This window comes from Microbacterium sp. STRO-1N (assembly GCF_057748015.1).
In genome coordinates, this window is sequence record NZ_CM173234.1 from 2,186,592 (window position 1) to 2,204,450 (window position 17,859).

Here is a 17,859-nt window from a genome sequence, read left to right on the forward strand (position 1 = left end):
GTGTCCATCCTACGGCCGAGGGCGAGCGGCTAGAACAGGGTCGGTGCGTCTGCGATCGCCCACGAGGAGCGGTGCAGCGGCGACAGCCCGTGCTCCCGGATCGCAGCGCGATGGTCCAGGCTGGCGTAACCCTTGTTGCGGTCCCACTGATAGGCGGGATGCTCGTCGTGGAACTGCGTCATCAGGGCATCGCGGGCGACCTTGGCGATCACCGACGCCACCGAGACCGACGCGCAGTCCCTATCGGCCTTGATCACCGGCCGCACCTGAAGCCGCGACGGGTGCACAGCGGACACGTAATCGTGGTTTCCGTCCAGGATCACCAGCGCGCGGTCGGTCTGCACGCCCTGCTCCGCCACCGCCGACAGCGCACGGGACGCCGCAAGACCCAGGGCACGCATGATGCCGACCTCGTCGACTTCCGCCGCGCTCGCCCACCCCAGAGCGGATGCCGGAACCCATGCCGAGGCCCGCAGCGCGACCTCGGGGCGCCGTCGCTCGGTGATGAGCTTCGAATCGCGCAGCCCGTCGGGGACGCGGCGGCGTGCACCCGCGGCATCCATCACCGCCGCGCCGACCGTTACCGGACCCGCCAGCGCGCCGCGACCGACCTCGTCGAGCGCGATGATCAGCTCGTTCTCCTTGAGGAGCGAGCGTTCGAGCCGGAGCGTCGGAGCGACGATCGTCACCATTCCGGTTCCGGCACGCCGTTGAAGACCTCGTGATGACCGTCGATGACGCCGATGCGATCCAACGGCCAGGTGGTCAGGAAAGCCTTGCCGACGACGTTGTCCAGCGGGACGAATCCACCGCTGGGCAGATCCTGGTGCGCCCTGGCGTCCTGAGAGCGGTCACGGTTGTCGCCGAGCAGCCAGAGCTGCCCCTCGGGCACCGTCACGTCGAACGGCTCCTCCGAGGCGAGCGTGTCGCCCTCCGGCAGGTTCAGATACGAGAGCTCATCGACGGGCGAACCGTTCACGGAGACCTGTCCGAGCGAGTTGCAGCACACGACGTGGTCTCCGGGCAGTCCGATGAGCCGCTTGACGAGATGGTCCTGCGAGTCCGATGCCGAGATGCCGATGAACGTCAGCACGCCGTCGACGAACGCGACCAGAGGCGGCTGCGCCGGCTCCTGGATCGCTGGCGGAAGCCATCCGCCCGGATCCTTGAACACGACGACGTCACCGCGCTCGTAGCCCGTCCAGCGCGGAGTGAGCTCATCGACCAGGATGCGGTCGTTCACGAGCAGCGTCCGCTCCATCGAGCCGGAGGGGATGTAGAACGAGCGCACGACGAAGGTCTTGACGAGGAACGACACCAGCGCGGCGATGACGACGATGATCAGCACGTCCCGGAGGAAGATCAGGACGCCACGCCGGCGCTTCGGTTCCGGTGCCGGGGTGGACTCAGTCGTCATCGCATTCCTTCACGAGCTTCACGCCGGACGTCGGTACGGCTGTACAAGCGTTGCATATCCTGCCCGAAAGAAAGCACCCCGGGGCACGAGTGTCCCGGGGTGCTTCGAAGAGGCGACGAATCAGTTGTCGCGCTTCTCCTTGATCTTGGCCTTCTTGCCGCGGAGGTTGCGCAGGTAGTAGAGCTTCGCGCGACGCACGTCACCACGGGTGACGACCTCGATGTGGTCGATCACCGGGGAGTGCACCGGGAAGGTGCGCTCGACGCCCACCTGGAAGCTGATCTTTCGGACCGTGAAGGTCTCGCGCACGCCGTCGCCCTGGCGGCCGATGACGACGCCCTTGAAGATCTGGATACGCGAGCGGTTGCCCTCGGTGATGTTCACGTGCACGTTGATCGTGTCACCGGGGCCGAAGTCGGGAAGGTCCGAACGAAGCGAAGCCGCATCGACGGCGTCGAGGATCTGCATGATCGTCTACTCTCTGCATCCGCCACAGGTCGGGTGCATGCTGGAAGGAATACGTAAGGTGTGTGCTGAACGGAACGCGAGCGTCCGCGGGCTCCCCTGAGGCAGAGCCGATCACGGCACAAGGACCTATTCTGCCATGGATGCCCGATACCGCCAAAACGCGCTCAGCGCTCGGTGTCGGGCTTCTCCCGGATCACGAACACCTCTGGGTCCGCCGTCTGCGCGTCGGCCGATTCGTCGACCACGGGCGTCCGCCACGAAGTAGTCACGACGCGGATGCCGCCGGCCGTGCCGGCCTCTTTCCACAGCTGCCACAGGGACGACCAGATCACGCCGATCCCGACGATGATGGCGAGCGTGAGCGCGGGGGCGAACCAGGACGGATAGAACCCGACGGCGATGGTGAGGGCGTGCCAGAGGCTGAAGCCTGCGACATCCCACCACGAGACCGCACGGCTGACGCGCACCGACGGTCGCGCGCGCACGAGCAGCGTGAGAAGAAGCTGCCCGATGAACACCGACGGGATGCCGATGAAGAGGGACAGGAAGGCCCAGCCACCGCCCGAGAACACTCCCCAGCCGATCAGAAGCCACAGCGGCAGCACGAAGGCGGCCGGGATCAGCCACCGGAAGAACGCCTCACGCAACCACATACAGCGATCGTACGTCGCAGACAGCGGCCCAATCGTGGTGTTCGCTGAGAGCGGGTGCAGCCCCGGCCCTCTCCGATCCGGGAGAATGGACAGGACGAGAGGAACACCATGATCGAATTGCGCACTCCGGCCGAGATCGACGAGATGCGAGCCGCCGGACGATTCGTCGCCGAGACCCTCGCCGCACTGCGCGACGACACGAAGATCGGCACGAACCTGCTGGACATCGACCGTCGCGCGCACGACATGATCCGCAAAACGGGTGCCGAGTCCTGCTACATCGACTACGCGCCATCGTTCGGCCGTGGTCCGTTCGGCAAGGTCATCTGCACCTCCGTCAACGATGCCGTCCTGCACGGACTTCCCCATGACTACGTGCTCCGTGACGGCGACCTCGTGACACTCGACTTCGCCGTGGCCGTCGACGGCTGGGTCGCCGACTCCGCCGTCTCATTCGTGGTCGGCACGGCTCGCGAAGCGGATCTCCGCCTGATCGACACGACCGAGCGGGCGCTGGATGCCGCGATCGCCACGGCAACCGTCGGCAACCGCATCGGCGACATCTCGGCGTCGATCGCGGAGATCGCGTACGGCGAGGGCTACCGCATCAACACCGATTTCGGAGGCCACGGCGTCGGGCGCACGATGCACGGCGACCCGCACGTGGCCAACGACGGTCGCGCCGGTCGCGGCTTCCCGCTGCGCGCCGGTCTCGTGCTCGCGCTCGAGCCCTGGTTCCTCGCCACCACGGACGAACTCGTCACGGATGCCGACGGCTGGACGCTGCGCAGTGCCGACGGATCTCGCGGCGCGCACTCCGAGCACACGATCGCCATCACGGAGGACGGTCCGATCATCCTCACAGATCGCTCCTTCCTCGGCGTCGACTGAGCCGCGGCCCGTCAGGCTGCGCGCCCCGCGCGCTCCCAATCCGCCACCGGACCCGTCACCACGACGAAGAGCGGGTGCGGCTCCGGGGCGACCACATCCGCCCACCGTTCGCCGACCTCGGGACTGCGCAGGGCGAGTTTGACGATCAGGTGCTTCCATTCCAGCGCGAGCTGGCCGTCCGTGACCTCGAGCCGCTCCGGGTCCTCCGCCTCGTGGATGATGCGCGAGCGGTCGAAGCGGTAGCCGCGGGCATCCGCCTCCGATGCCACGCCCCGCAGATATCCGCCGATGGACGCGAGCGGGTCGGCACTCGACCGGAATCGTACGAGCTGCGGGTGTCTGGTGTATCCGCGAGTCGCACCGTTCAGCACCGCCTGCGCGAGCAGCGCCTCGCGCCAGCAGGCGGTCAGCCCCTGACGATCGAGATACCTCGGATGCAGCGACCAGATCCTCACCCGTCGATCCTATCTCCGCGGGTCTCGCCTGACTCGTGATCGCTGTGCCATTCTGGGGGCATGATTCCGCGCGACCGTCACGTGCCGCATCGGGCATATCTCGCCCGTCACGGTCAGACGACGTGGAGCGTTCAGGGTCGACTCCAGGGGCAGCTCGATTCCCCGCTCACCGCCGACGGTATCGCCCAGGCGCAGGCCGCCGCCGAGCGGCTGGTGGGTTCGGGAATCGGAACGGTCTGCTCCAGCCCACTGGGCCGCGCCATGGCCACAGCGGTCATCATCGCCGAGCGGTTGGACGCGCGTGTCATCGAAGTCGCCGATCTCGCCGAGATCGATCACGGTGACATGGCGGGCATGACGTGGGTCGAGATCGAGGAGGCGTTCCCCGGTGCCCGCGCCGACCGCGCGGAGAACCGCTACGGCTGGGCGTTCCCCGGCGGCGAGAGCTATGCGCAGGCGCGCCTGCGCGCACGCAAGGCCTTGAGCGAGTGCGGTTGGGCCGCGGACGGCCCGCCCCTGCTCGTGTCGCACGAGATGATCGGCAGGATGCTGCGTGCCGAACTCCGTGGCCTCGATGCCGCCACGGCTCTGTCGTTGCGGCATCCGCACGGCCTGGTGTTCGAGATCGACGATGGCGTCGAGCGGGTACTCTGACTTCAGGCCGGGTCGTCGCGGAGCAGGTCAGGGCGACGGGACCGGGTGCGCTCGAGCTGCTGATCACGGCGCCAGGACGCAATCGCGCCATGATTGCCGCTCAGCAGCACCGGAGGGACGTCGCGGCCGCGCCACGAGGCCGGCTTGGTGTATGACGGGTACTCGAGCAGGCCGTCTTCGTGCGATTCCTCGACGAGGCTCTCAGGGTTTCCGACGACGCCGGGGATGAGGCGACCGATCGCCTCGATCATGGCCATGACGGCCACCTCTCCCCCATTGAGCACGTAGTCGCCGAGGCTGACCAGGCGCACTTCGCCGAGATCGGCTGCGTACTCGAAGACCCGCTCGTCGATGCCTTCGTAGCGACCGCAGCCGAACACGAGATGCTCACGCGTGGCGAGATCGCGCGCCGTGGCCTGGGTGAACACCTCACCCGCCGGCGACGGGAAGATGAACGTCGGCTTCGCGTCGGATGCCGACCCTGCGGCGAGTTCGTCGAGCGCGAGGGCCCACGGCTCCGGCTTCATCACCATGCCCGCTCCACCCCCGTACGGGGTGTCGTCCACGGTGCGATGGCGGTCGCTGGTCCAATCGCGCAGATCGCGCACGTTCAGGTCGATGATCCCGGCATCCTGTGCCTTGCCGAGCAGGGACAGCGTCAGCCCGTCGAAGTACGACGGGAAGATCGAGACGACGTCGAAGCGCACGGGATCAGGATAGGCGGATCAGGATGCGTCGGCGGGCGACTGGTCATCGGAGTCGGCGTCCTGCAACTCCTCGAAAAGGCCCGCCGGAGGCGTGACGATGACGCGGCCCGCTTCGATGTCCACCGTCGGAACGATCGCCTCGACGAAGGGAACCATGATCTCCGCATCCGACCCGGTCGGCCGGACGATGAGAAGGTCCTGCGAGGGCAGATGATCGATACGGACGACGCGTCCGATGACCTGCTCGTCGCGCACGACGTCGAGGCCGGTCAGCTGGTGGTCGTACCAGGCGTTGTCCTCGGGCTCGATGTCACCCTGGTCGATCCACAGAATGGCCCGCACGAGGCCTTCGGCTGCGTCGCGGTCCGCGATGTCGTCGAAGAACACCACGGGGTTGCCGTTCATCACGCGGTACTCGCGCACCGTGATGGTCTTGCCGTGCCACGGAGATGCCTCTGGCACCTGCAACGTGAACTCGGCACCGGGGACGAAGCGTCCCTCCGGGTTGTCGGTGTACAGCTCGAGCTTGAGGGCGCCCTTGAGCCCGTGCGCCTTGACCAGACGGCCGACACGCAGCTGGTTGCGCCCCTGACCCTTGTCGTTCGCCGCCACGTCAGTCGTCCGCGACGTCGACGCGCACTCGACGTCCGTCGGCAAGGGCGGAGATCAGCGTGCGCAGCGCCTTCGCGGTGCGACCGCCGCGCCCGATCACGCGTCCACGATCATCGGGGTGCACACGCACCTCGAGCAGGTCGCCTCGCGGCGACGTGGATTCGGTGACGCGGACGTCGTCCGGGTGATCGACGATCCCCTTGACGACGTGTTCGAGCGCGGCGGACAGCACGACGGATTACTCGGCGTCGGCGGCGGGAGCCTCGACGGCCTCCGCGTCGGCCTCGGCAGCAGCGGGAGCCTCCTCAGCGGGAGTCTCCTTCTTCTCAGCCTTCGGCTTGACGACCGACTTCTTGGATGCGTCGATCTCGAACGCAGCCTTGGGCTCGGCGACCTTGAGGGTGGACTTCGCGTCCTTGTCGCCCTTGAACTTGCCCCAGTCGCCCGTGATCTTCAGCAGAGCGGCGACCTGCTCGGTCGGCTGCGCGCCGACGGACAGCCAGTACTGCGCACGCTCGGAGTCGACCTCGATGAACGAGGGCTCCTCGGTGGGGTGGTACTTGCCGATCTCCTCGATCACGCGACCATCGCGCTTGGTGCGCGAGTCGGCGACGACGATGCGGTAGTAAGGCGCGCGGATCTTGCCCAGGCGCTTGAGACGAATCTTGACAGCCACGATTCTCCTGAATTGTGTGAAGGAAGTTTGAACCGATCGCCTGGAGAGTGGGGTGCACACCCGGCGGAAGCTCTGCGGGAGGACGTTCTCGCTGGATAGAGGGTCGAGTGAGCCGTCCGACCTTCTATTCTGCCAGATCAGCCCGCCACGCGCGAAACGTGATGTGTCTCCGCGCGTCGATCCGCGCGAGCGCCCGTGTCAGACTGTGCTCGTGACCGTCGCTTTCGCTGAATCCGCTCGCTCCACCGTGGGGCTGGAGTGGGAGATCATGCTCGCCGATCCGGACACCGGCGACCTCGTCGGACGTGCACCGGAACTGCTCACGGCTCTCGAGGAGGAGAGCGAGAGCGAGCGGCACACCGTCACCGGCGAACTTCTGACCAACACGATCGAGGTGACCAGCGGCGTGGGGACGTCGGTCGCGCACGCCGTCGATGACATCGCCGCAGCCATCGCCGCCGTGCGCGCGGCCACCGGCCCCGCAGGCATCGAGCTGCTCTCCGCCGGCAGTCACCCGTTCGCACAGTGGTACGACCAGCGGGTCACCGACAAGACGCGGTATCACACGCTCATCGAACGCACCCAGTGGTGGGGGCGCAACATGATGATCTGGGGCATCCACGTGCATGTCGGCGTCGAGGATCGGGACAAAGTCCTCCCCATCATCGGTGCGCTGACGGGGTACCTCCCGCACCTCCAGGCGCTTGCGGCGTCGAGTCCGTTCTGGGCGGGCGAGCGCACCGGATACGCATCGAACCGGGCGCTCGTGTTCCAGCAGCTGCCGACGGCGGGACTCCCCTGGCCCCTGCACACCTGGAGCGAGTTCGAGCACTATCTGGACGACATGGTCACAACAGGGGTCATGGCGGACGCGACCGAGGTGCGCTGGGACATCCGCCCGGCCCCGCGCTGGGGGACGATCGAGGTCCGCGCCTGCGACGGCCTTTCGACGCTCGCCGAACTCGCGTCGGTGGCAGCGCTCGTCCAGGTGCTCGTGGAGCATTTCTCCCGTCTGCTGGATGCCGGTGAGCGACTGCCCATCATGCCGGCGTGGTTCCACCGCGAGAACAAGTGGCGCTCCGCGCGGTACGGCCTGGACGCCCGCCTGATCACTGATGCGGACGGGACGCAGGCGCCCGTGCGCGAGCACGTGTCAGAACTGCTCGCGGATCTCGCCCCCGTCGCCGTGGATCTCGGGTGCGCGGCCGAGTTCGCTCGCGCCGGATCGATCATCACGGGCGGTGCGAGCTACGAACGACAGATCAGCGTCGCCGAGGCCTCCGACGGCGATCTGCGCGAGGTCGTCCACCATCTGATCCGAGAGTTCCGCTCGGGTCCGGAGGGCTCGCTCGCCTGACGCGATCCGTCCTCAGCCCTCCACCCAGTCGAACGTGCGGGTGACGGCCTTGCGCCAGCGCGCGAGGCCGCGCTCACGATCGACCTGATCGATGCGCGGTTCGAAACGGGCATCCTCGTGCCACATGCTGCGCAGTTCGTCCAGGTCCTTCCAGACCCCGACCGCGAGCCCGGCCGCGTAGGCCGCGCCCAGCGCCGTGGTCTCGATGATGGCCGGTCGGACCACGGGGACGCCCAGAACGTCGGCCTGGATCTGCAGCAGAGTGGCGTTCGCCGCCATGCCGCCGTCGACACGCATCTCGGACAGCGCCATTCCCGTATCCGCCGCCACGGCATCCACGACCTCGCGCGTCTGGAAGGCGACGGCCTCCAGTGCCGCTCGCGCGATGTGGCCCTTGTTCGCGAATCGGGTCAGGCCGAGGATGGCGCCGCGCGCATCCGGTCGCCAGTAAGGCGCGAACAGCCCGGAGAACGCGGGAACGATGTAGACCCCGCCGTTGTCCTCGACCGTGAGCGCGAGCTCCTCGACCTCAGGGGCGCGCGAGATGATCCCGAGGTTGTCGCGGAGCCACTGGACCAGCGACCCGGTGACCGCGATCGAGCCCTCCAGCGCGTACCGGGGCGCCGCGTCGCCGAGTCGGTACGCCACGGTGGTGATCAGCCCGTTGTCGCTCGTGACGATCTCCTCCCCCGTGCCGACGATGAGGAAGTTGCCGGTGCCGTACGTGTTCTTCGACTCCCCCGCCTCGAAAGCGACCTGCCCGAACGTCGCCGCCTGCTGATCGCCGAGGATAGCCGCGATCGGCACGCCGTCCAACGCGGTGCCGATCGTCTTCCCGAAGGTCTCCGACGACGACCGGATCTCCGGCAGCATCGACCGCGGGATGTCGAATGCGGCAAGGAGATCGTCGTCCCAGTCGAGCGTGCGCAGATCCATCAGCAGCGTGCGGCTGGCGTTGGTCACGTCCGTGGCGTGCACGCCGCCGTCCACGCCGCCCGTCAGATTCCACAGCAGCCACGTGTCCGGGGTGCCGAACAGCAGGTCGCCGGCCTCGGCGCGCTCGCGTGCACCGTCGACGTGCGTCAGGATCCAGTTCAGCTTGGATGCCGAGAAGTACGTCGCCAGGGGCAGTCCGGTCTTCTCGGCGAACCGGCGCACTCCTCCGTCTGCCGCGAGCGCGTCGATGAGGTTCTGCGTGCGCGTGTCCTGCCACACGATCGCGTTGCACACGGGATCGCCGGTGCGTCGGTCCCACACCACCGCGGTCTCGCGCTGATTGGTGATCCCGATGCCGGCGACATCGTCGGCGGACACCTTCGCCTGCGCGAGCGCCGTTTGGATCACGGACTGCGTGTTGCGCCAGATCTCCGTCGCATCGTGCTCCACCCAGCCCGCTTCGGGGAGGATCTGCTCGTGCTCGAGCTGACCGCTGGCGACGATCTCGCCGCGGTCGTCGAAGACGATGGCCCGCGTACTGGTTGTGCCCTGATCGATGGCGACGATGTGCATGACGTTGTGCTCTCCCGCGTCGTGACGGCGATGTCCGTGTCGACGACAGCCTAGGAGATGCGCGGAGCTCTCCACGGCCGCCGTGCACGAACGTGCATCACCGGTCGACGAGGTGTTCGGCCAGATGCTCGTCCAGAACCAGATCGGTGACGAGCCCCGTGGCGATCGCCCCGCGAAGGCTGGCGAGCTTCTGCACGCCGGACACGACGCAGATCCGCCGTGCCACGCGGCCCAGAACGCCGAAGGCGGGTCCCGTCGCACGGGCGTTGAGCTCGATGTCCTGCCAGGTGCCGTCCTGACGGTAGAACACGGTCGCGATATCTCCCACCACCTTGTCCTCTCGGAGGCTCCGATAGTCGTCGCGACTGAGATAGCCGCCGATGTAGACGCGGCTGGGCACCTCTGCGAAGGGCGAACCGAGCCCGAACACGACCACATCGGCACGCGCCTGCAGATCGAGCACCCGCCGCATGCTTCGCTCGCGCCACATCGCCTCCTTCGTCAACGGGTCGTCGAAGAACGCCGGGACGGGGAACTGCTGGATGCCGGAGCCGAACGCCTGCCCGAAGCGCTGGAGGATCTCGCTGGCGTAGTCGATGCCGGTCGTGAACGTATTGCCTGCGCCGTTGAGCTGCACGACCGTGGTGTTGTGCGTCTCCTTCCGCGGCAGGTGCCGGCTGATCGCATCCAGGGTCGAGCCCCAGCCGATGCCAAGCGTCATGTTCGAATCGAAGTAGAGCGGCAGGAGTCGTGCCGCGCTCATCGCCACGCGTTCGAACCGCTCCACGTCGGACAGATTCTTCGGAGTCGGCACGACGTGCGCTGCGATGCCGAATCGCGCGCGGATCGTCTCCTCCAGCTGCAGCTCCTGCCCCTGCGGCTGATGGATCTGGATCTCGACCAGCCCGGTCTCCCGTGCATGGCTGAGCAGACGCGAGACCGAGGAGCGTGAGGTGCTGAGTTCGCGAGCGATGGCATCCATCGTCATGTCCTGCAGGTAATACATCTGCGCGGCCCGCAGCGCCGAAGCCGTCCGCGGATCGCTGAGACCGGTCGCGCTCATCCCACCTCCTGCACGTATGTGCACACCGCTTGCGCGAGTGTGCCGATGCCCCAAGGATAGAGCGTGAGGGGTCTGGGAGGACACACCATGGGCGAGATGATTCGAGAGCGCGACGAGGTCAGGGCTGCACGGGAATCCGGACGTACGAGCGTGGTCATCATCGGCGCGGGCATCAACGGGATCTCGACGTTCCGGGACCTCGCGATGCAGGGGGTCGACGTCCTGCTGGTCGAACGCGACGATTTCGCGAGCGGCGCGACCGCGGCATCCAGCCACATGATCCACGGCGGGATCCGCTACCTCGAGAACGGCGAGTTCCGGCTCGTCAAGGAGTCCGTTCAGGAACGCAACGGCCTGCTGAAGACCGCCCCGCACTACGTCAAACCGCTCGAGACCACGATTCCGATCTACTCCACGTTCTCCGGCATCCTCGCGGCTCCCCTCCGGTTCCTGACCCACAAGCAGGGCAAGCCCACCGAGCGCGGCGCGTTCCTCATCAAGGTCGGGCTGACCCTCTACGACACGTTCTCCCGCGACGGCGGCACGGTTCAGCGACACCGCTTCCACGGTCGGAAGAAGTCGCTCGCCGCGCTTCCGGAGCTCGATCCGAACATCAAGTACACCGCGACCTACTACGACGCTTCGGTGCACGACCCCGAGCGCCTCGCACTGGATGTGCTCCGAGACGGCGAGGCCGCCCACACCGGCGCCCGCGCGCTGAACTACGTGGAGGCCGTCGGCCTCGACGCCTCGGGCGTCCTGTTGCGCGACCGCGAGACGGGGAGCGAGTTCCACATCGCGGCCGACGTCGTCGTCAACGCCTCCGGACCGTGGACCGATCTCACCAATGAGGCACTCGGCACCGCGACGACGTTCATGGGAGGCACCAAGGGCTCGCACATCGTTCTCGACCACCCCGGACTGCTGGATGCCACCGGCGGCCGCGAGATCTTCTTCGAGCACTCCGACGGGCGGATCGTGCTGATCTACCCGCTGAAGGATCGCGTGCTCGTCGGCACCACTGACCTCGAGGCGGATCCACGGGAACCGGCGCGGTGCACCGAGGAGGAGGTCGACTACTTCTTCGCTCTCATCGCGCACGTGTTCCCCACGATCGTGGTCGATCGCTCGCAGATCGTGTACCGCTACTCGGGCATCAGGCCTCTTCCGCACCATGACGACACGGCCCCTGGTTTCGTCTCACGCGACTACCGCATCGAGCGGCGTCAGGACGCCGGGATGCCAGCGGTGCTGAGTCTGGTCGGAGGCAAGTGGACGACGTTCCGAGCCCTCGGCGAGACGCTCGGGGATCGCGTGCTCGCAGAGCTCGGTCGCGAGCGCTCGACCAGCACGAAGGGGGTGCGGATCGGCGGCGGCAACGGGTACCCGAAGACGCCGAGACGACGCATCGAATGGCTGCGTCAGAACGTCGGCGACACGGCCCGCGGACGTGTGCTCTTCACGCGCTACGGAACGCGGGCGGCAGACGTCGCCGACTTCCTCGCGTTGGAGAACGATGAGCCGCTGCTGGGCGACACCCTCTCGACCCGCGAGCTGGCCTGGATGGTCGAGCATGAGAAGGTGCAGCACGTGGGCGACGTCGTCTTCCGTCGCACGAGCCTCGCGTTCACCGGCGACGCGGACGCCGACGCAATCCGGATGATCGCCGACGGTCTCGCTCCGCTGCTGGGCTGGGATGCCGTCCGAACGGATGCCGAGATCGACGACACGCTCTCGACACTGCGCGAGGCGCACGGCGTGGAGGCCACCGGCTCCGCCCACCTCGCTCGTTGAACGGGGGTCGCGGGACTCAGCCCTTGCCGAACAGCTTCTGGATCTCGGCGAGATCCGCCTCGCTGGGCGCTGCCTGACCGCCGCCGCCCAGGCCGAACCCCGAACCCGTCGGCGCTCCGACGGGAGCGCCCGCGTTCTCGGCTGCGCGCTTGGCCGGGTTGCCGGAGCGCGACGGGCCCTTGGACTTGCCCTTCTTGCCGCGCTTGGCCGACGCGCCGGTGCGGCCCATGCCGGGAACAGGACCCATGCCGGGGATCTGGGGCGTACCGCCTCGGGCGACGGTCTTCATCATCTTGGCCGCCTGCTCGAACCGCTGGACGAGCTGGTTGACGTCGGTGACGGTCATGCCGGAACCGCGCGCGATGCGCAGTCGGCGCGAGCCGTTGAGGACCTTCGGGTTGCGACGTTCGCCCGGCGTCATCGAGCGGATGATGGCCTCGGTGCGGTCGATCTCGCGCTCGTCGAAGTCGTCCAGCTGCTGCTTCATCTGGCCCATGCCCGGGAGCATCCCGAGCATCTTCTTCATCGAGCCCATCTTCTTCATCTGCTGAAGCTGGTCGAGGAAGTCCTCGAGCGTGAAGGCCTCGTTCGCGAGCTTCTCGGCGACTTTCATCGCCTCTTCCTCGTCGAACGCCTGCTGCGCCTGCTCGATCAGGGTGAGAACGTCACCGAGGTCGAGGATGCGGCTCGCCATGCGGTCCGGGTGGAACGCCTCGAGATCGTCGAGTCCCTCACCGGTCGACGCGAAGATGATCGGACGCCCCGTGACGGATGCCACCGACAGGGCAGCTCCACCGCGCGCGTCGCCGTCGAGCTTCGACAGGACGACGCCGGTGAAGTCGACCCCGTCCTGGAACGCCTTGGCCGTGTTCACGGCATCCTGACCGATCATCGCGTCGATGACGAACAGGACCTCGTCCGGGTTCGTGGCCGTGCGGATGTCGGCGGCCTGCTTCATCAGCTCGGCGTCGACGCCGAGGCGGCCCGCGGTGTCGATGATGACCACGTCGTGCAGCTGACGGCGGGCGTATTCGACGCCGTCGCGCGAGACCTTCACCGGGTCACCGACGCCGTTGCCCGGCTCGGGGGCGTAGATCGTGGCGCCGGCCTGCTCGGCGACGACCTGCAGCTGGTTCACGGCGTTCGGACGCTGCAGGTCGGCGGCGACCAGGAGCGGCGTGTGACCGTCCTTCTCGAGCATCTTGGCGAGCTTGCCGGCGAACGTCGTCTTACCCGAACCCTGCAGACCCGCCAGCATGATGACAGTCGGCGGCGTCTTCGCGAACTCGAGGCGGCGCTGCTCGCCACCGAGGATGCCCACGAGCTCCTCATTGACGATCTGCACGACCTGCTGCGCGGGGTTCAGGGCCTTGTTGACCTCGTCGCCGAGAGCGCGCTCACGGACCTTCGCAGTGAATTCCTTGACGACGACGAGGGCGACGTCGGCATCCAGCAGGGCGCGACGGATCTCGCGGACGGTGCCGTCGACATCGGCGGCTGTCAGCTTTCCCTTCGTGCGCAGGTTGCGGAAGGTCTCGGTGAGCCGATCGGAGAGCGTGCCAAAGGTAGCCATGGTGCTCTCGATTCTACGCGAGCGGAACCTCCACGCTCAGCGCGGCCCGCAGGTGCTCTTTCGCACGCTGGTAACGACCTCGCGCGGTGGATGCCGGGATGCCGAGCATCTCGGCGGCATCCGTGAGACTGAGCCGGTCCCAGTGCACGAGCCGGACCATTTCGGCGAGGTCGGGCTCGAGGCGATCGATCGCGTCGCGGACCTCGCTTCCGGCGTCCGCGGCCGGTGCCGTCGCGTCCTCTTGGAAGTGTCCGCGGATGCGATCGGCCAGCGCCCAGCGGCGACGCTCGCCTCTGGCATGGTTCTGCAACGTGCCGCGCGCGACGCCGAACAGCCACATCCGCGCGCGCTCGGGGTCGGCGGGGAGCTCTTTGACCCGGCGCCAGGCGACGATCATCGCTTCGCCGAGAAGATCCGGGGCGTCGTCGGCGTTCGTCCGCCGCGAGAGATACGCGAGCAGATCGGATGCCGAGGCTTCGAACGCGGCGATCAGCGCGGCGTCGGCGGGACGGCGGGTCACTTGTCGAGCTCCGGGCAGCGCCCTTGGGAACCGTAGCCCGCGATCTCGTCCAGGACCCCCACGCGCTCGAACTCGGCCATTGCCTGGTCGGAGATGGACTGATCGATCGCGTAGGCGTAGGCCATGTCGAGGTCGTATCCGGTGAGCTCGCCCTGGACCCGGCCCGCCGCCGCCAGCGCGTCGTGACGATCTCGGATGTACTCATCGACCTGCGACTCGGCGATCTCGACGACATCCGTTGCCTGGAACCACGCCTTCAACTCGCTCTCGAGCTGATCACGTCGCGCACGGTCGCGCCGCTCGACGATCTGCACATCCCCGAAGACGACCTCGCACGTTGCGCCGCTCGGCACTTGATAGGTGTACGAGCCGACCGGATTGTTCAGAGCGGCCCAGTAATCGGACGCCGTCGCCACCCCGGCACCGCCCACCATCAGCAACGCAAGAGCACCGGTCACGAGCGCCGCCTTCTTCGCCCGAGGTTGCCGCGGCGCCGCCTGCGCCCGCGCGTCGAGCACCATCGCTCGCACATCGCTCGACGCGATCGTCCGCGCGGCCGGTGCCGAAGCATCCAGCAGGTCGTCCAACTGATCCCTGGTCATGAGTTCCTCCTCGGTGGGTTCACTCATGACATGTCCGGCAGCGGGCGTTTCGTCCGCGCAGGATTCAGATCGCCCAGGGCAGGTCGTGGATCGTGCCGAGTGCGTCCAGCAGCACCGACTCCACGGACAATTGACCGGCCCCCTGCTCCGCCCACACCCGCAGCGAGGAGATCACGGCGGCCGCGTGCGCGGCGCCGAGGATATCGGCACGGATCACATCGATCCCCGATGCTCGTGCCGCCTCGGAGATCGCCGAGGCCAGCTGCGCCAGGCGCAGCCCCGTCTCGCCGACGAGTTCGTCATCGAGCCCCATGGCTGCCGAATTGCGCAGGGCCAGCGCGAGAGGGTCCGGGGCGAAGTCGCGCACCACCAGGAGCAGGACGCTGCGCACGGCGTCGCCATCGGCACCCGGTCCGAGCGCTCTGAGCGCACTGATCGCCTGGTCCATGCGCTCATCGATCCCCGACCAGAGCACGTCGCTCTTCGACGAGAAGTAGTTGAAGAAACTGGAGCGGCTGACGCCTGCGCGGCGGGTGATGTCGGCGATCGACGTCGCTTCGTACCCCTGCTCGAGGAACAGCTCGCAGGCAGCCTCGGCGAGCGTCTCGCGAGACGAGGCGCGGGGGCGCCCTGCACGGCTGTCGGTGGTCACCCCTTCACCGTACCGCGTGCCGTCTCGTCCCCATCGTCCGGAAGAAGCGTATTGTTGGACCGCATCCAACAACAGATGAAGGACGAGCATGCTCGATATCCAGATCGCCGGACTCGACCCCGAGTTCGTTCCCTATCTCGACGGCTGGGACCTGCAGCGGCGCATCCATGCCGATGTCGTATCCGGGGCCGGCCCCGACACGCTCATCCTGCTCGAGCACGAGGCCGTGTACACCGCAGGCAAGCGCACCGAGCCGCAGGAGCGACCACAGGACGGCACACCCGTGGTCGACGTCGACCGCGGCGGCAAGATCACCTGGCACGGTCCGGGTCAGCTGGTCGGGTATCCGATCGTGCGTCTGCCGGAGCCGATGGATGTCGTCGCCCACGTGCGACGGCTCGAGCGCCTCCTCATCGACGTGCTGCGCCCGCTCGGCGTCGACGGATACCAGGTCGAGGGCCGCAGCGGCGTCTGGGTGCGCCGCCCCCTCAGCGAGGACAAGGTGGCCGCTATCGGCGTGCGCGTCCAGCAGGGCGTGACGATGCACGGCTTCGCGATCAACTGCGACAACACGCTCGCCGGATTCCGCGGCATCATCCCGTGCGGGATCACGGACGCCGGAGTCACGACGGTGAGCGAGGTGGTGGGACGCGACGTCTCCCCCGGCGACATCGTCGCGCAGGTCGCGGCCGCTTTCGCCGCCGAGTACGCGGAGGTGCCGGCATGAGCGCCGCAGCACCGGATGGACGCAAGCTGCTGCGTCTCGAGATCCGCAACGCCGAAACGCCGATCGAGCGCAAGCCCGAGTGGATCAAGACCAAGGCGAAGCTGGGGCCGGAGTACCAGGCGCTGCATGCGCTCGTGAAGGACGAGGGCCTGCACACCGTCTGCCAGGAGGCCGGCTGCCCCAACATCTTCGAGTGCTGGGAGGACAAGGAGGCGACGTTCCTGATCGGCGGCTCGCAGTGCACGCGTCGCTGCGACTTCTGCCAGATCGACACCGGCAAGCCGGACGCCTACGACACGGATGAGCCCCGCCGCGTCGCCGAGAGCGTCCGCCAGATGGGACTGCGCTACGCGACCGTCACGAGTGTGGCGCGCGACGACCTCCCGGACACGGGTGCATGGCTCAACGCGGAGACGGTGCGCAAGATCCATGAGCTGAACCCGAACACCGGCGTCGAGCTGCTCGCGAACGAGCACAACGCCGACCCGGCCTTCCTCGGCCAGATCTTCGACGCGCGCCCAGAGGTGTTCGCGCACAACGTCGAGACCGTCCCGCGGATCTTCAAGCGCATCCGTCCCGCCTTCAAGTACGAGCGCTCGCTGAACGTGCTCACACAGGGTCGGGATGCCGGACTCATCACGAAGTCCAACCTGATCCTCGGCATGGGCGAGGAGCCGGAGGAGGTCGTCCAGGCGCTGCAGGACCTCCACGACGCCGGGTGCGACATCATCACGATCACGCAGTATCTGCGCCCCACACCGCGTCACCTGCCGGTGGCGCGCTGGGTGAAGCCGGCGGAGTTCGTCGAGTTCAAGGAGGAAGCCGAGCGCATCGGGTTCCTCGGCGTGCTCGCGGGTCCCCTGGTGCGCTCGTCGTACCGCGCCGGTCGGCTGTGGGCGCAGTCGATGGTGTCGAAGGGGCGCGAGATCCCGTCCCACCTCGCGCACATCGCGGAGAGCGCCGACCTGGGCTTCGCACAGGCGGTGTGATCCCGCTCAGCGCTAGTCCGCGCTCATCACCGATTGGACAGTGCCGTCGGACGCAAGGTTCACCAGCAGAACGTCGTCGGTGTCCTCGGCATCCAGCGCGTACTCGAGCACGGCGAACGGTTCGGAGCCGCCGTGCTCGTCCGCGAGAATCGTCATGCTCATCAGTTTGAGCGATCGGATGATGTCGACGGCGGCATCGCCCGAGACGTCGACCAGAACATCGACGAGCTCGTCTCCGTACGCCTCCTGCTGCTGCAGGATGTACTCGGTCACCTCACTGGTGCGATCGTCGACCTCGGCGAGCATGCCGCGGCGGGCTGTGGCGTCGACATCCTCCAGGCCAGAGATGAGCGCGGCGGCGATGTCCAGCGCGTCAGGCGATACGTCGTCCTGGTCCGGCGCCGTGAGATCGACGGTCACGGACTGGTCGCCGAACTCGACCGTCTCCGACCAGAAGATCGATCCGTCCGGCCCTGAGGACAGGAGCCCGAAATAGTCGTGTTCGATCGCCATAACGCTATGAAACCAGTCCCTGCGCGC

The 17,859-nt window shown here is 67.6% G+C and carries 22 protein-coding genes; 6 read left to right on the forward strand and 16 right to left on the reverse strand.

Translation table 11 applies throughout. The annotated features are described in order from the left end of the window. Positions 1-29: 29 nt before the first annotated feature. The 4 genes from rnhB to AC3ANJ_RS10545 form a co-directional block, all read right to left on the reverse strand. Complete coding sequence (rnhB, locus tag AC3ANJ_RS10530; protein WP_488319266.1) at positions 30-689, reverse strand: ribonuclease HII; 660 nt, start codon at positions 687-689, stop codon at positions 30-32. Then, positions 686-1,417: a signal peptidase I gene (gene lepB / locus AC3ANJ_RS10535; RefSeq protein ID WP_488316266.1), complete on the reverse strand. Its 732-nt coding sequence runs from the start codon at positions 1,415-1,417 to the stop codon at positions 686-688. The genes rnhB and lepB overlap by 4 nt, the downstream gene beginning before the upstream one ends. A 120-nt stretch (positions 1,418-1,537) precedes the next feature. Continuing rightward, positions 1,538-1,885, reverse strand: coding sequence for a 50S ribosomal protein L19 (gene rplS / locus AC3ANJ_RS10540; protein WP_406250035.1), 348 nt, complete (start codon positions 1,883-1,885; stop codon positions 1,538-1,540). Between the two features lie 164 nt (positions 1,886-2,049). Further along, complete coding sequence (locus tag AC3ANJ_RS10545; RefSeq protein ID WP_488316267.1) at positions 2,050-2,538, reverse strand: MFS transporter permease; 489 nt, start codon at positions 2,536-2,538, stop codon at positions 2,050-2,052. A gap of 108 nt (positions 2,539-2,646) precedes the next feature. On the opposite strand from AC3ANJ_RS10545, the gene map reads away from it, so the two are divergent. Next, positions 2,647-3,429 (forward strand): type I methionyl aminopeptidase, encoded by a 783-nt coding sequence (gene map / locus AC3ANJ_RS10550; RefSeq protein WP_488316268.1) that lies wholly within the window; start codon positions 2,647-2,649, stop codon positions 3,427-3,429. 11 nt (positions 3,430-3,440) lie between these two features. On the opposite strand, the gene AC3ANJ_RS10555 is transcribed toward map, so the two are convergent. Beyond that, complete coding sequence (locus tag AC3ANJ_RS10555) at positions 3,441-3,884, reverse strand: pyrimidine dimer DNA glycosylase/endonuclease V (protein ID WP_488316269.1); 444 nt, start codon at positions 3,882-3,884, stop codon at positions 3,441-3,443. 60 nt (positions 3,885-3,944) lie between these two features. Between AC3ANJ_RS10555 and AC3ANJ_RS10560 the strand changes: the two genes are divergently transcribed. After that, positions 3,945-4,538: a histidine phosphatase family protein gene (locus AC3ANJ_RS10560; RefSeq protein WP_488316270.1), complete on the forward strand. Its 594-nt coding sequence runs from the start codon at positions 3,945-3,947 to the stop codon at positions 4,536-4,538. Between the two features lie 2 nt (positions 4,539-4,540). Here the strand turns inward: AC3ANJ_RS10560 and trmD are convergent, their stop codons facing one another. From trmD to rpsP, 4 genes are read right to left on the reverse strand one after another with little or no spacing between them, the layout of a single operon-like run. Further along, positions 4,541-5,245 (reverse strand): tRNA (guanosine(37)-N1)-methyltransferase TrmD, encoded by a 705-nt coding sequence (gene trmD / locus AC3ANJ_RS10565; protein ID WP_488316271.1) that lies wholly within the window; start codon positions 5,243-5,245, stop codon positions 4,541-4,543. A gap of 18 nt (positions 5,246-5,263) precedes the next feature. Further along, complete coding sequence (rimM, locus tag AC3ANJ_RS10570; protein ID WP_488316272.1) at positions 5,264-5,857, reverse strand: ribosome maturation factor RimM; 594 nt, start codon at positions 5,855-5,857, stop codon at positions 5,264-5,266. A 1-nt stretch (position 5,858) separates the two neighbouring features. Continuing rightward, positions 5,859-6,089 (reverse strand): RNA-binding protein, encoded by a 231-nt coding sequence (locus AC3ANJ_RS10575; RefSeq protein ID WP_406250025.1) that lies wholly within the window; start codon positions 6,087-6,089, stop codon positions 5,859-5,861. Positions 6,090-6,095: 6 nt separating this feature from the next. Then, positions 6,096-6,533: a 30S ribosomal protein S16 gene (gene rpsP, locus AC3ANJ_RS10580; RefSeq protein WP_406250024.1), complete on the reverse strand. Its 438-nt coding sequence runs from the start codon at positions 6,531-6,533 to the stop codon at positions 6,096-6,098. 211 nt (positions 6,534-6,744) lie between these two features. Between rpsP and AC3ANJ_RS10585 the strand changes: the two genes are divergently transcribed. Then, entirely contained in the window at positions 6,745-7,890 is a 1,146-nt protein-coding gene (locus AC3ANJ_RS10585) for a glutamate--cysteine ligase (protein ID WP_488316273.1), read from the forward strand. 12 nt (positions 7,891-7,902) lie between these two features. Here AC3ANJ_RS10585 and glpK read toward each other — a convergent pair whose 3' ends face one another. Continuing rightward, a complete protein-coding gene (gene glpK, locus AC3ANJ_RS10590; RefSeq protein WP_488316274.1) occupies positions 7,903-9,399 on the reverse strand; it encodes a glycerol kinase GlpK in 1,497 nt (498 codons plus the stop codon). Between the two features lie 97 nt (positions 9,400-9,496). Continuing rightward, entirely contained in the window at positions 9,497-10,462 is a 966-nt protein-coding gene (locus tag AC3ANJ_RS10595; RefSeq protein ID WP_488316275.1) for a sugar-binding transcriptional regulator, read from the reverse strand. A gap of 87 nt (positions 10,463-10,549) precedes the next feature. On the opposite strand from AC3ANJ_RS10595, the gene AC3ANJ_RS10600 reads away from it, so the two are divergent. Continuing rightward, positions 10,550-12,256, forward strand: coding sequence for a glycerol-3-phosphate dehydrogenase/oxidase (locus AC3ANJ_RS10600; protein WP_488316276.1), 1,707 nt, complete (start codon positions 10,550-10,552; stop codon positions 12,254-12,256). 16 nt (positions 12,257-12,272) lie between these two features. Here AC3ANJ_RS10600 and ffh read toward each other — a convergent pair whose 3' ends face one another. The 4 genes from ffh to AC3ANJ_RS10620 all read right to left on the reverse strand — a co-directional run bounded on the left by ffh (position 12,273) and on the right by AC3ANJ_RS10620 (position 15,603). Further along, positions 12,273-13,829 (reverse strand): signal recognition particle protein, encoded by a 1,557-nt coding sequence (gene ffh / locus AC3ANJ_RS10605; RefSeq protein WP_488316277.1) that lies wholly within the window; start codon positions 13,827-13,829, stop codon positions 12,273-12,275. Between the two features lie 13 nt (positions 13,830-13,842). Continuing rightward, positions 13,843-14,349 carry an RNA polymerase sigma factor gene (locus tag AC3ANJ_RS10610; protein WP_488316278.1) on the reverse strand — a complete coding sequence of 169 codons (507 nt, stop codon included), beginning with the start codon at positions 14,347-14,349 and terminating at the stop codon, positions 13,843-13,845. Further along, a complete protein-coding gene (locus AC3ANJ_RS10615) occupies positions 14,346-14,951 on the reverse strand; it encodes a hypothetical protein (RefSeq protein WP_488316279.1) in 606 nt (201 codons plus the stop codon). The genes AC3ANJ_RS10610 and AC3ANJ_RS10615 overlap by 4 nt, the downstream gene beginning before the upstream one ends. Before the next feature lie 64 nt (positions 14,952-15,015). Next, entirely contained in the window at positions 15,016-15,603 is a 588-nt protein-coding gene (locus AC3ANJ_RS10620; protein WP_488316280.1) for a TetR/AcrR family transcriptional regulator, read from the reverse strand. Positions 15,604-15,691: 88 nt separating this feature from the next. Between AC3ANJ_RS10620 and lipB the strand changes: the two genes are divergently transcribed. Together lipB and lipA are read left to right on the forward strand one after the other, a co-directional pair. Continuing rightward, on the forward strand, positions 15,692-16,330 hold the full coding sequence (gene lipB / locus AC3ANJ_RS10625; RefSeq protein WP_488316281.1) for a lipoyl(octanoyl) transferase LipB: 639 nt from the start codon (positions 15,692-15,694) through the stop codon (positions 16,328-16,330). Then, the gene (gene lipA / locus AC3ANJ_RS10630) at positions 16,327-17,319 is read left to right on the forward strand and encodes a lipoyl synthase (RefSeq protein ID WP_406250007.1); all 993 of its coding nucleotides are present in this window, start codon (positions 16,327-16,329) and stop codon (positions 17,317-17,319) included. The genes lipB and lipA overlap by 4 nt, the downstream gene beginning before the upstream one ends. Positions 17,320-17,331: 12 nt before the next feature. Here lipA and AC3ANJ_RS10635 read toward each other — a convergent pair whose 3' ends face one another. Beyond that, positions 17,332-17,832 carry a DUF2004 domain-containing protein gene (locus AC3ANJ_RS10635; RefSeq protein ID WP_406250006.1) on the reverse strand — a complete coding sequence of 167 codons (501 nt, stop codon included), beginning with the start codon at positions 17,830-17,832 and terminating at the stop codon, positions 17,332-17,334. Positions 17,833-17,859: the final 27 nt, after the last annotated feature.

What these genes read in the sequence shown, in the direction of transcription:
- lipA (WP_406250007.1), top strand. Translation starts at nt 16,327, where the DNA reads ATGAGCGCCGCAGCACCGGATGGACGCAAGCTGCTGCGTCTCGAGATC.
- AC3ANJ_RS10635 (WP_406250006.1), bottom strand. Translation starts at nt 17,832, where the DNA reads ATGGCGATCGAACACGACTATTTCGGGCTCCTGTCCTCAGGGCCGGAC.
- AC3ANJ_RS10545 (WP_488316267.1), bottom strand. Translation starts at nt 2,538, where the DNA reads ATGTGGTTGCGTGAGGCGTTCTTCCGGTGGCTGATCCCGGCCGCCTTC.
- map (WP_488316268.1), top strand. Translation starts at nt 2,647, where the DNA reads ATGATCGAATTGCGCACTCCGGCCGAGATCGACGAGATGCGAGCCGCC.
- ffh (WP_488316277.1), bottom strand. Translation starts at nt 13,829, where the DNA reads ATGGCTACCTTTGGCACGCTCTCCGATCGGCTCACCGAGACCTTCCGC.
- AC3ANJ_RS10615 (WP_488316279.1), bottom strand. Translation starts at nt 14,951, where the DNA reads ATGACCAGGGATCAGTTGGACGACCTGCTGGATGCTTCGGCACCGGCC.
- rplS (WP_406250035.1), bottom strand. Translation starts at nt 1,885, where the DNA reads ATGCAGATCCTCGACGCCGTCGATGCGGCTTCGCTTCGTTCGGACCTT.
- AC3ANJ_RS10595 (WP_488316275.1), bottom strand. Translation starts at nt 10,462, where the DNA reads ATGAGCGCGACCGGTCTCAGCGATCCGCGGACGGCTTCGGCGCTGCGG.
- lepB (WP_488316266.1), bottom strand. Translation starts at nt 1,417, where the DNA reads ATGACGACTGAGTCCACCCCGGCACCGGAACCGAAGCGCCGGCGTGGC.
- AC3ANJ_RS10560 (WP_488316270.1), top strand. Translation starts at nt 3,945, where the DNA reads ATGATTCCGCGCGACCGTCACGTGCCGCATCGGGCATATCTCGCCCGT.
- glpK (WP_488316274.1), bottom strand. Translation starts at nt 9,399, where the DNA reads ATGCACATCGTCGCCATCGATCAGGGCACAACCAGTACGCGGGCCATC.
- AC3ANJ_RS10600 (WP_488316276.1), top strand. Translation starts at nt 10,550, where the DNA reads ATGGGCGAGATGATTCGAGAGCGCGACGAGGTCAGGGCTGCACGGGAA.
- lipB (WP_488316281.1), top strand. Translation starts at nt 15,692, where the DNA reads ATGCTCGATATCCAGATCGCCGGACTCGACCCCGAGTTCGTTCCCTAT.